We start from the raw sequence: 11,864 nt of genomic DNA on the forward strand, positions 1-11,864 counted from the left end.
CACCCCGTCCACCATCCGCAAGGAGGCCCCGATGACACGCACCACCGGCGACCTGCCCGAAGCCCCGGCCGACCGCACGCTGCCCCAGCTGCTGGCCCGCAACGCACACACGTACCCGCAACTGCCCGCGCTCTCCTGGCGGTCGGCGGGCACCGGCGGCGGCTGGTCGACGTACAGCTGGGCAGAGGTCGAGGAGCACACCCGTACCCTCGCCGCCGGCTACCGGACCCTCGGGGTCGGCCCCGGCGACCGCGTCCTGCTGATGATGCCCAACCGGCCCGAACACTGGCTGTCCGACCTGGCCCTGGTCCGGCTCGGCGCGGTCCCGGTCAGCGTCTACGGCACCGCGGCGCCCGAGCAGATCACGCACATCGCCCGCAACTGCCGCGCCCGCCTCGCCGTGGTGGACGGGTCGGCGCAGGTGGCGGTGTGGGAGCCGCTGCTGACCGACGCCGACACCCCGCTGGAGCGCCTGGTGGTGGCCGAGCCGGGGGCGGAGGGCGGGCACGTCCCGTACACCGCCCTGCTCCGGGAGCCGGCGGCGGAGGGGAACGCCGGGGAACTGGACACGGCACGCCCCGAGGACCCGCTGACCGTCGTCTACACCTCCGGCACCAGCGGCGAGCCCAAGGGCGTCGTCCTGACCCACCGCCAGGTGATGTCCAACGCGCTCGCCCTGGACGCCGTGGTGGAGCTGCCGCCGCACGTCGAGCACATCTGCTACCTGCCGTTCGCCCACATCGCCGAACGGATGCTGGGCATCTACCTGCCCTGCCACCGGGCCTCGCACGTCTACCTCTGCGCCGACCCGGCGAGCGTCGCCGGCGTGGTGCGCGAGGTGCGCCCCGCGCAGTTCTTCGGTGTGCCGAGGATCTGGGAGAAGCTGTCCGCGACCGTGCGCGGCATCCTGTCGCTGATGCCGGCCGAACAGCGGGCGGTCATCGAGGAGGCGTTCGAGATCGCCCGCGAGCACGTCGGACACCGCGAGCGGGGCGAGACACCGCCCGCCGAGCTGGAGAAGCGCTACACCCAGGTGCGGGAGGACGTGCTGCTGCCCATGCTGGCCGCCGGCGGACTGGACCGGGTGACCTGGTCGGCCAGTGCGTCGGCGCCGATGTCGGTCGACGTGGTGAGGTTCTGGGCCGGATTCGGCATCGTCGTCATGGATGCCTGGGGGCTGACCGAGACCACCGGGGTGGCCACCAGCAACAGCCCGCGGGCCGGGTTCCGGCTCGGCTCGGTCGGGCGCCCGGTGGAGTCCGTGGAGGTCCGGGTCGCCCAGGACGGGGAGATCCTGGTGCGGGGCGCGTCCGTCTGCTCCGGATACCTCCGGCCGGACGGTTCGGTGCTGCCCGCCGTGGACGACGACGGCTGGCTGGCCACCGGCGACATCGGTCGGATGGACGAGGACGGCTACCTCTGGCTCACCGACCGCAAGAAGGAGATGATCATCACCTCCACCGGCAAGAACGTCTCGCCGGCCCTGGTCGAGAACGCGCTCAAGGAACACCCGCTGATCGGCCAGGCCATGGTGCACGGCGACAACCGCTCCTACCTGGTCGCCCTGCTGGTCCTCGATGCGGAGGCCGCCCCCGCCTGGGCCGAGGCCAACGGCGTCCACGTCGACGGGGGACTGGCCGGGCTGGCGGAGCACCCGGCCGTCCGGGCGGAGACGGACCGGGCGGTCGCCGCCGCCAACGCCCGGCTCAACCGCAGCGAGCAGGTCAAGCGCTACGAGCTGCTGGCCGAGGAATGGGGTCCGGCGACCGGCGAGCTGACGCCGTCGCTGAAGATGCGGCGCCGGATCATCCGGGACAAGTACGCCGACTCGCTGTCCGGGCTCTACCGGGACTGAGCCGGGGCGCCCGCTTCGTCCCGGGCGCGGCGGGGCGGCCGTTCACCGCGGCCGTCCCCCCGCGCCCCGGCCGTTCACCGCGGCCGCCCCGCCCCGGCCGTCTCAGAGGCCGTACGTCTTGCCGATGACGTCCCGCTGGATCTCGCTGGTCCCGCCGTAGACCGTGGAGACCACCGCGGCCCGCAGATGGCGTTCCATGTCGAACTCCGTGGTGTAGCCGTAGCCGCCCATCATCTGCATGCCTTCCAGGGCGGCCCGCTTGGCGGTCTCGGTCACCTTCAGCTTGGCCATCGACGCCTCGCGCGGAAACAGCTTGTCCGGCTGCGCGTCGCAGTCCAGAGCCACCTCCCGCACCAGTAGCCGGGCGCACTCGATCTCGGTGGCCAGGTCGGCGATCCGGTGCCGCAACGCCTGGAAGGAGCCGACGGGCCGGCCGAACTGCTCCCGTTCGCGCACATGGCCGACCGTGTCGTCGAAGGCGCGGCGCGCCAGGCCCAGCATGTTCGACGCCAGGAAGAGCCGCTCGTAGTTCAGCCCGGCCATCAGCTGCCGCCAGCCGTCGCCCACCTGCCCGACGACCGCGTCCGCGGGCAGCCGCACGCCGGTGAGGAAGACGTCGTTGACCTCACGGCCGCCCATGGTGTCGATGGGCCGGATCTCCACGCCCGGGGTGCGGGCGGGCAGATGGAACATGGTCAGACCGCCGTGCTTGTCCTCGCCGGTGCGGGCCACCAGCAGGATGTGCTCGGCGCAGTGCGCGTTGGAGATCCAGGTCTTCTGGCCGTCGATCACCCACGTGCCGTCCGCATCCTGCCGGGCCCGGCAGCGCAGCGCGCCGACGTCCGACCCGGCCCCCGGCTCAGACATGGCGATGGACAGCACGTCACCGCGCACGACCCCGGACAGCACCTGCCGCCGCCGCTCCTCGGCGCCGAACTTCTCGTACGCCTTCGCGGCGATGACGGTGGTGATGAAGCCCCCGGCCGGGACCATCCCGTACGAGGTCTCCTCCAGGAACAGACAGGCGTCGGCCAGCCCGCCCCCGGCGCCTCCGTACTCCTCGGGCAGGCACACCCCCAGCCAGCCCAGCTCGGCGAGCCTCCCGTACAGCTCGGGGTTGTGGGCCTCGCGGCCGGCGGCGGTCAGCGCGTCGCGCTGCTCCCGGGTGGCGCACTCCCGCTTGGCGAAATCGCGGATGGCCGCGACGAAACCGGCCTGTTCCTCGGTGAGGCGACTGCCCATCAGGTCCTCCTGGGGTCGGAAGCGTGTTACTAAGAGATGGTAGGCGTTTCATTGGCTCATCGGGAGGGGGTTCGCCGGTATCGTGAGCGGCATGAGAACTGACACGAACGACTCGGCGCTCACCAGGGCCCTCGCCGAGTCGGAGACGGAGGACCCGACGGCGCGGCGGATTCTCGACGCCGCGCTGGAGCAGTTCACCCTGCTGGGCCTGCGCCGCTCCTCCGTGGACGACGTCGCCAAGCGGGCCGGAGTCTCCCGGGTCACCGTCTTCCGGCGCTTCCAGACCAAGGACAACCTGGTCATGGCCACCCTGCTGCGTGAACACGGCCGCTTCTTCCAGCGGCTGGACGCGGCGGTGGCCGCGCTGCCCACCATGGAGGAGCGAGTCGTCGAGGGCTTCGTGGTCGCCCTCCGCCACACCCGCGCCCACCCGCTCTTCGGCGGGCTGCTGCGCCTGGAGCCCGAAGTGGTGCTCCCGTACATGACCGTGCAGGGCGGCTCCACGCTCTCCGCCACCGTCGCCTACCTGACGGGCCATCTGCGCCGCGCCCAGCAGGCCGAGGGCCGCCCCGACGAGGACCCGCGGCCGGTCGCCGAACTCATGGTGCGGGTGGCCGTGTCCTTCCTGCTCAATCCCGCCAGTTGCATCGAGATGGACGACGAGGAGCAGGCCAGGGCCTTCGCCCGCCGCTACCTGGCCCCGCTGCTGAACGCCTGACGGGCCGGCCGCCCCCGGCGGCCCTCCCGCCGGGCCCACCCCGGCCGTTCAGCGGCGCCGGTGCAGCGCCCGGGCCATCCGGATCGCGCGCTCCCGCGTGGCGGCCGGCACCTCGAAGGAGGTCAGCGCGATCGGCGGAGCGAACCGCTGCACCGTCATCGACTGCACGGAGGTGAAGGCGCGCAGTCCTTCCTCGCCGTGAATCCGCCCGAATCCGGATTCCTGCGCACCGCCGAACGGCAGCGCGGGCACCGCCGCGAAGCCCAGCACCGAGTTCACCGACACCGCCCCCGCGCGCAGCCGCGCCGCGATCGCCGCCCCGGCGCGCCCGCCGCGGCAGAACACCGCGGCGCCGAGCGCGTAACGGGAGGCGTTGGCCCGCTCCACCGCCTCGTCCACGCCGGCCACCGCGTTGATCGCCACGACCGGCCCGAAGGTCTCCTCGGTCATCGCCGCCGCGTCCTCCGGCACCCCGGTCAGCACGACCGGCGCGACGTACGGGGCGCGCACCGACTCGGGCCCGCCGAGGAGAGCCCGCGCACCCGCCGCGACCGCCCCGGTCACATGCCCCTCCACGATCGCGACCTGGCCCGGCAGCGTCATCGGTCCGTAGGCGGCTTCCGCCTCGGCGCCGGGGCGCAGCTTCCCGGCCCGCTCGACCACCCGTTCGCACAGGGGTGCGTGGATCTCGCGCACCGCGTACACGCGTTCCACGCCCGCGCAGGTCTGGCCCGCGTTGCTCAGCGCACCCCAGACGATGGCGTCGGCGGCGGCGTCCAGGTCGGCGTCCGCCGTCACGATCACCGCGTCCTTCCCGCCGCACTCGGCGAGGAACGGTGTCAGTGTCTCGGCGCACACCGCCATCACCTCGCGGGCCGTCCCCGGCGAACCGGTGAACGCCAGCTTGTCGACCCCGGACCTGGCGAGGGCGTCCCCGGTGGACGCGGGCCCGGTGACGGTGGTGAGCAGCCCGGCGTACTCGGGTACGGCGGCGTCGAAGAGTTCGGCCGGCAGGAGCCCGGTGGCCGGGGTCAGTTCGGACGGCTTGAAGACGACGGCGTTGCCCGCCGCCAGGGCGTAACCGATGGAGCCCATCGGGGTGTACAGGGGGTAGTTCCAGGGGCCGATCACGCCGACCACGCCGAGCGGCCGGTGCACCAGCGAGGCCCGCTGGTGGACGGTGAACAGCCCGGTGCCCACCTTCCGCCGGCGCAGCACGCGCTCCGCGTTGCGGGCGGCCCAGGCCAGGTGTTCCAGCGTGAGTACGACCTCCAGCGCGGCGTCGCCGGCCGGTTTGCCGGTCTCTTCGGTGATGGTCCGGGCCACCGGCTCCAGATCGGTGGCGAGGGCCTTCTTCCAGCGCAGCAGGTGGTCGCGGCGCCGCGACGCCGGCAGCGCCGCCCAACCGGCCTGGGCGGTCCGGGCCCGGGTGAGGGCGCGGGAAACCTCTTCCGGCCCGTCCACCGGGTGTTCGGCGATCTGCTCGCCGGTTGCGGGGGAGCGCGTGGTGAAGGTCGCGGCATCGTCGGTCATCGGGGCTCCATTCCAGGGGAGTACCGTGTGAGTCGAAGATACTGAAACTATTGAAGTGTTTCATCGGGGTCAATACCGCTGACACCGCCCGTAGTCGCCGCACCTCCAGGCGGCCCCGACCCGGTCAAGCCCGGGCAGGGCGCGCTCTTCGTTCGGCACCGCACCGGCCCTGGACCGGCGGTCCGGGCACCCCGCGGCGAGCGGTCAGCGGCGCAGCCGCAGCCGCAGCGGGGCGTAGACCGCGAGGGCCACGAGGAACGCCACCCCGTACGCGAGGTCCGCCCCGTGCAACGCCTCGGCCACCGGGCCCACGTACAGGCCGGTGCTCATGAACGGCACCGCCGCGGCGAAGGCCACGGCGAACGCGGCGAGCGACGGCCACCACGGGCGCGGGCGGGCGTGCTCGGCCACCAGGTCCACGGGGGCGCCGCGGCGGGCCCTGGCCCGGACCAGCCAGTCGACGGCCACGATCGCCACGAAGCCGGGAATCCAGTAGCCGACGAGGAGCAGCACGTTCTGGAAGCGGGCCGTCGTGTCGGCCGCGTGCATCCACAGCACCAGCGGGAAGCCGAGGGCGGCGGCGAGGGCCGCGGCGACCGGGCGCGGCAGGCGCACCCCCATGGTCTGCAGGGCCAGCGAGCCGCTGTAGTCGTTCATCGCGTTGCTGCACAGCGCGGCCAGCGCCACCGCGAGCAGCCCGAACGCTCCGAGGGCACCCCCGCCCAGCAGGGTGTCGACGCCGCGCGCGGTCTGGTCGGTGAAGACCGAGGCACCCCACAGCCCGAGCGTCTGGACCGTCACGAAGGAGGCACTGATCCCGCCCAGGGTGCACCAGCACATGCGCGGCCGGGACGTCTCGCGCGGCAGGTAGCGGCTGAAGTCGCTGGCGTACGGGGCCCAGGACAGCGCCAGGCTCAGGGCGATCGTGCAGGTAAGGACGAACGCGCCGGCCCGGTCGGCGCCGTGGACCGAGCCGGTGGTGACGGGGTGGACGCCGCTGAGGAGCTTCGTGGAGAGCACGGCGAACGCGGCGGCGAGCACGAAGGTCATCACGGTCTGAAGGCGGTGGATCACCTCGTAGCCCAGCACGCCGAGCGCGCCCTGGGCGGCCATCATGACCAGCACCCCCAGCCAGAACGGCCAGCCGCACAACTGGGCCAGCGCGTCGCCGCCGAACAGGCCGATCAGCGCGTCCCAGGCGATGGACGACAGCCACTGCAACGCGCCCGGCAGGACCACACCCGGGCCGAACGCCAGCCGTGCGAGCGGCAGTTGCCCGGACCCGGTCCGACTGCCCCAGGTGCCCAGATACGCGGTGGGCGCGGCCCCGACGAGGGTGCCGAGCACGACCGCGGTGAGCGCCGTCGCGAAGTCCAGGCCCAGCGCGATGCCCACGGTGCCGGTGAAGACGCCCGTCATGGTCAGGTTGGGCGCGAACCAGACGGTGAACAGGCGGCCGGGGCCACCGTAGCGGCGGTCCTCGGGGACCGGGGCTATCCCGTGCGCCTCGATGCGCAGATCGCCGGGGGCGGTGGGCATGCGCCCGCCGAATGCGGGCCTCGGCTCCACGGCGGCGCGCTCGTCCTGGGCATGCGGCAATGACATGAAGACATCCCTCCGCCAGTGCTAACTGGTTCAGGTTCGACGGGTGTGATCTCAGCCCCTGCGCGGGGCACCCCGTGTCCGGTGTGGCGGCCAGGATAGCCGGACGGATGTCCGGGTCGAGGCGGGGGGCCGGGCGGGCGCTCAGAGCGAGAGCGCGCAGCGGAACCCGCCGTGACCTGTGGTGCTGTCGGGAGTGTTGGAGGTGCGGGCGGCGACCCGGTAGCGGTTGCAGTACGAGCGGTGGCACAGGTGCGAACCGCCGCGCAGCACCCGGCCGGCGCCGTCCGGCGGTCCGACGGGGTCGATGCGGGTCTCCGGGCGGTCCGGGACGTGCCAGTCGGCGCTGAACCGGTCGGCGCACCACTCCCACACGTTGCCCGAGACGTTGTACAGCCCGTAGCCGTTGGGGGCGTAGGCCTTGACGGGGGCGGTGCCGGCGTAGCCGTTCTCCCGGGTGTTGCGGACCGGGAAGTCGCCCTGCCAGATGTTGCAGCGGTGCCGGCCGTTCGGGGTCAGCTCGTCGCCCCACGGGAAGCGGGCGCGGGCGAGTCCGCCGCGGGCCGCCTTCTCCCATTCGGCCTCGGTGGGCAGCCGCTTGCCGGCCCAGCGGGCGTAGGCCGAGGCGTCGTGCCACGACACATGGACCACCGGATGGTCCCGGCGGTCCCCGATCGAGGTGCCGGGCCCCTCGGGCGCCCGCCAGCCGGCTCCCTCCACCGCTCTCCACCAGGGCGCCCCGGGCACGGTCCCTGGGAGCACGGCGTGCCGCGCCTCGTGGGGGACGAACGGGCCGAAGACGTAGGACCAGCCGATGAGTTCGGCCTCGGTGCGGTAGCCGGTGGCCTTGACGAAGCTCGCGAACCCGGCGTTGGTCACACAGGTGGCGTCGATCCGGAACGGGGCGAGGACCACCTCCCGGACCGGCCCCTCCCCGTCGGCGGGGAACGCGTCCTCGTCGGCGCCGCCCATCAGGAACGGCCCCCCGGGCACGGCGACCGTGCCCCGCAGGAGATCGGCGGTACTGCGGACGGGCACGGTGAAGTCGGCCGGGGGAGCGGTGGTGACGGCGGTGGCGGCGCTCTCGCGGCCCGGCCCGCAGCAGGCGCTCATCGGGAGGTCCCCTCGTCGTGCGCGGCGTCCCGGCCGTGGCCGCCCGCCGGGGCGGAGGCGGGGCGGTCGAGGAGTTCCGCCAGGTCCTGGCCCGTGGTGCGCAGCAGCAGCGCCACGCCGCCGAGAGCGGCCGCCTCGCCGCCGAGGGTGGAGCCGCGCACCTCGATGGAGCGGGGGGCGGAGGGCAGGGAGAGCGCCGCGATCTGCTCCCGGATCGGGGTGAGGACGAGGTCGTCGAGGGCCGCAGGCTCCCCGTAGACGACGACGCACTCCGGATCGACCTGGGCGGCGAGCGCGGCGAGCACCCGCCCGGCGGTGACGGCCGCGCCGCGGAGCACGTCGGCCACCTCCGGCCGGCCCTCGGCGGCGAGGCCGATCAGCTCCTCGGCGTCCCGGGCGCTCACCCCCCGGTCGGCGCAGGCGGCGAGCAGGGCCGGGACGGAGATGAGGCCCTCCAGACAGCCCCGGCCGCCGCAGTGGCAGGGCTTTCCCTCGGGATCGCAGCTGGTGTGCCCGATCTCGCCGGCCGCGCCGTGCGCGCCGTGCACCAGCGAGCCGTTGACGACGAGTCCGCCACCGACACCCTGGGACCAGCGCAGATACACGGCGTTGTCGAAGCCGCGCGCGGCGCCCCAGGTGACCTCGGCGAGGGCGGCCAGCCGGGAGTTGTTGTCGGTGAGCACCGGTGCGCCGAAGTGCCGGCCGAGTTCGGCGGCGACGTGCCCGGCGAACGGGGTCATCGTGTGCCGGTCGGCGGAGGCCGGGTTCTGGACGAGGCCGGGAAGGCCCAGGCCGATGCCCTGCACCGGGGCGAGGCTGATGTTCTCGCGCCGCACCAGCTCCTCCACCGCGCGGATCGCCTGGGCGGCACGCTCGGCGGCCTGGCTGTCCGCCGGCACCGGGGCGCTGTAGCGGCCGACGATCTCGTGGGCGCAGTTGGCCACGACCACATGGATGTGGTGGCGCTGGAGGTCGATGCCGATCAGTTCGGCGCCGCGCGAGTTGAGCGAGATCTCCAGGGCCGGCCGGCCGCGTCCCCTCGGCTGCCCGGCGTCGGGGGCCGGCTGCTCGACCACCGTGTTGCGTTCCAGCAGGTCGGACACGATCGCGAACAGGGTCGTACGGGACAGCCCGACCCGGTCCTTCAGCTCGCCCCGGCTCAGCGCCCCCGACCTGCGCAGCTCGCCCAGTACGGCGGCTTCATTGGCTCTGCGCAGGCGTTGGAGGGCATCGGTGCGTTCGGTCATGGACGCATGGTCGATCGGTCAAGGGGTTTCTGTCAATGCACCGGACGAATTCACACAATCTTTATTCCCGAGGGTTGACGTAAAAAAGTGGGCCTCCCTACAGTTCCCGTCAATCGCCGGAGCCGGAACGCGTCGAGCACCCCGCAACGCGCCCCGGCCGGCGCCCGTCACCACCATGAGCGACCACCGAAAGGGCGGCCCGAGTGGCTCCGCGCAACGTCCTGTTCCTGATGACCGACCAGCACCGGACCGACACCCTGGGCTGTTACGGCAACCCGCTCGTCGACACCCCCGCCCTGGACGCCCTGGCGGCCGAGGGGACCCGTTTTGACCGCTTCTACACCCCGACCGCCATCTGCACCCCGGCCCGCGCCTCCCTGGCCACCGGCCTCCACCCGTTCCGCCACGGCATGCTCAACAACCCCGAGCGCAACGGCGGCAGCAAGGACGAACTCTCCGACGAAAGCCCCATGCTCTGGCGTCAGTTGACGGACCAGGGTTACGCGGTCGGCCACGTCGGCAAATGGCACATCGGCCGCGAGCGCGGCCCCGAGTTCTACGGCCTGGACGGCGAGCACCTGCCCGGCGCCCTCAACCCCGTACACCACCCCTCGTACGAGAAGTGGCTCGACGACAACGGCTTCCCGCCCTTCGCGGTGCGCGAAGCCGTCTTCGGGACCGCCGCCAACGGCACCGGACGCGGCCACCTCATCGCCGGCCGGCTCCAGCAGCCCGCCGAAGCCACCATCGAGGCCTTCCTCACCGACCGCACACTCGGCCTGCTGGACCGCTACGCCGCCGACTGGAAGGCGACCGGCAAGCCGTTCATGCTCTCCTGCCACTGGTACGGCCCGCATCTGCCCTACCTGATCCCCGACCACTACTACGACCTCTACGACCCCGACGACGTACCCCTGCCCGCGTCCATGGCGGAGACCTTCGCGGGGAAGCCCGAGGTGCAGCGCCAGTACAGCGCCTACTGGTCCTCCGACGACTTCGACGCCGCCGCCTGGCGCAAGCTCATCGCCGTCTACTGGGGCTACGTCACGATGATCGACCACCAGGTCGGACGCATCACCGAGGCGCTGAAGGGCCACGGCCTGTGGGACGACACGGCGGTCTTCTTCACCGCCGACCACGGCGAGTTCACCGGCGCCCACCGGCTCAACGACAAGGGCCCGGCGATGTACGAGGACATCTACAACATCCCCGGCATCGCCCGCGTCCCCGGCGCCCCCGCCCAGGTCAACGACGACTTCGCCACCCTCATCGACCTCAACCCGACCATCCTCGAACTGGCCGGCGCGCCCGTCCCCGAACTCTGCGACGGCACCAGCCTGCTCCCGCTGCTGCACGGCGAGGAGGCCGGCGGCACCCGCGACGAGGTCGTCACCGAATTCCACGGCCACCACTTCCCGTACTCCCAGCGCATGATCCGCGACCGGCGCCACAAGCTGGTCCACAACCCGGAGAGCGTGCACGAGCTGTACGACCTGGAGACCGACCCGCACGAACTGCACAACGTGTACGAGGCGCCCGCCTACGCGGAGGTCCGCCGCGACCTCACCGTCCGGCTCTACCGCGAGCTGCTGCGCCGCGGCGACCCCGCCTACACCTGGATGAGCTACATGGCCGACATCGGCGGCGGCCGGGCGGCCGACGTCGACGGGGTCGCGGAGGAAGTGGCATGAGCGTGCAGGACAGGACCCGGGCACCGCACCGGACGAAACCCCCGGGCCCACCGGCCACCGAACCCCCGGCCCGCCAACGCCCACCCGGCAAGACCACCAAGAAGCGCGGCACGGGCCGGCTCACCTCCGTACTCCTCGCCCTCGCCTCCGCCGCGCTCGGGCTCCTCGCCTGGATCGCCCTCGCCGGCAGCGGCATCAACGGCTTCCCCGGACCCGTCGTCGTGGCCCGCCGCGCGGGTGAACTCATCGCCGACGGCACGCTCTTCGAGGACGCGGGCGCCAGCCTGAAGCGCGTCCTCATCGGCTACGTCCTCGGCGTCGCTTTCGCGATACCCGTCGGATTCGTCATGGGCTGGTACCCGGTCGTCCGCAGACTGATCGAACCCTGGCTCCAGTTCTTTCGCATGGTGCCGCCGCTCGCGATCATCCCGCTCGCCATCGTGCTCATGGGCATCGACGAGACCCCCAAGATCTTCGTGATCTTCCTGGCCTCGTTCCTGTCCTGTGTCGTCTCCACCTTCCAGGGCGTCGTCGCCGTCGACGTCACCCTCGTCAACGCGGCCCGGGTCCTCGGCGCCCGCGACCCGCAGGTCTTCCTCGGCGTCGTCGTGCCCGCGTCCACCCCGTTCATCCTGGTCGGCATGCGGATCGGGCTCGGCGCCTCCTGGGCGACCGTCGTCGCCGCCGAACTCATCGCCGCCCAGGGCGGGCTCGGCTTCCGGATGCAGCAGGCACAGCTCTACTACGACCTGCCGACCATCTTCGTCCAGCTCATCGCGATCGGCGCGATCGGACTCGCCATGGACCGGCTGCTGCTCCTCGCCGAGCGCCGGCTCACCCACTGGCAGGAACGGCGGTAACCC

9 protein-coding genes and 1 riboswitch are annotated in these 11,864 nt (G+C 72.8%); of the genes, 4 read left to right on the forward strand and 5 right to left on the reverse strand.

All coding sequences use genetic code 11. The features are described 5' to 3' along the window. Nucleotides 1–31: 31 nt before the first annotated feature. The gene (locus E6P78_RS07260) at nucleotides 32–1,855 is read left to right on the forward strand and encodes an AMP-dependent synthetase/ligase (RefSeq protein ID WP_136202675.1); all 1,824 of its coding nucleotides are present in this window, start codon (nucleotides 32–34) and stop codon (nucleotides 1,853–1,855) included. Nucleotides 1,856–1,957: 102 nt separating this feature from the next. On the opposite strand, the gene E6P78_RS07265 is transcribed toward E6P78_RS07260, so the two are convergent. After that, the gene (locus tag E6P78_RS07265; protein WP_136202676.1) at nucleotides 1,958–3,097 is read right to left on the reverse strand and encodes an acyl-CoA dehydrogenase family protein; all 1,140 of its coding nucleotides are present in this window, start codon (nucleotides 3,095–3,097) and stop codon (nucleotides 1,958–1,960) included. A 91-nt stretch (nucleotides 3,098–3,188) separates the two neighbouring features. On the opposite strand from E6P78_RS07265, the gene E6P78_RS07270 reads away from it, so the two are divergent. Next, a complete protein-coding gene (locus E6P78_RS07270) occupies nucleotides 3,189–3,815 on the forward strand; it encodes a TetR/AcrR family transcriptional regulator (RefSeq protein ID WP_136202677.1) in 627 nt (208 codons plus the stop codon). A 48-nt stretch (nucleotides 3,816–3,863) separates the two neighbouring features. Here the strand turns inward: E6P78_RS07270 and E6P78_RS07275 are convergent, their stop codons facing one another. From E6P78_RS07275 to E6P78_RS07290, 4 genes are all read right to left on the reverse strand, one after another. Then, a complete protein-coding gene (locus E6P78_RS07275) occupies nucleotides 3,864–5,348 on the reverse strand; it encodes an aldehyde dehydrogenase family protein (RefSeq protein WP_136202678.1) in 1,485 nt (494 codons plus the stop codon). 204 nt (nucleotides 5,349–5,552) lie between these two features. Next, the gene (locus E6P78_RS07280) at nucleotides 5,553–6,953 is read right to left on the reverse strand and encodes a cytosine permease (protein WP_136202679.1); all 1,401 of its coding nucleotides are present in this window, start codon (nucleotides 6,951–6,953) and stop codon (nucleotides 5,553–5,555) included. Further along, nucleotides 6,944–7,038: riboswitch (TPP riboswitch) on the reverse strand. It overlaps the preceding gene by 10 nt. A 56-nt stretch (nucleotides 7,039–7,094) precedes the next feature. Beyond that, a complete protein-coding gene (locus E6P78_RS07285; protein ID WP_136202680.1) occupies nucleotides 7,095–8,063 on the reverse strand; it encodes a formylglycine-generating enzyme family protein in 969 nt (322 codons plus the stop codon). Continuing rightward, nucleotides 8,060–9,310: an ROK family transcriptional regulator gene (locus tag E6P78_RS07290; RefSeq protein WP_136202681.1), complete on the reverse strand. Its 1,251-nt coding sequence runs from the start codon at nucleotides 9,308–9,310 to the stop codon at nucleotides 8,060–8,062. Before E6P78_RS07290 ends, E6P78_RS07285 begins: the two co-directional genes overlap by 4 nt. 203 nt (nucleotides 9,311–9,513) lie before the next feature. On the opposite strand from E6P78_RS07290, the gene E6P78_RS07295 reads away from it, so the two are divergent. Both E6P78_RS07295 and E6P78_RS07300 read left to right on the forward strand, forming a co-directional pair. Next, on the forward strand, nucleotides 9,514–11,001 hold the full coding sequence (locus E6P78_RS07295; protein ID WP_136202682.1) for a sulfatase-like hydrolase/transferase: 1,488 nt from the start codon (nucleotides 9,514–9,516) through the stop codon (nucleotides 10,999–11,001). Then, nucleotides 10,998–11,861, forward strand: a complete 864-nt coding sequence (locus tag E6P78_RS07300) for an ABC transporter permease (RefSeq protein ID WP_136202683.1) — start codon at nucleotides 10,998–11,000, stop codon at nucleotides 11,859–11,861. Before E6P78_RS07295 ends, E6P78_RS07300 begins: the two co-directional genes overlap by 4 nt. The last annotated feature ends 3 nt before the right edge of the window (nucleotides 11,862–11,864 follow it).

Origin of the sequence: Streptomyces sp. A0958, from assembly GCF_004795035.1 — a bacterium.
GTDB lineage: Bacteria > Actinomycetota > Actinomycetes > Streptomycetales > Streptomycetaceae > Streptomyces.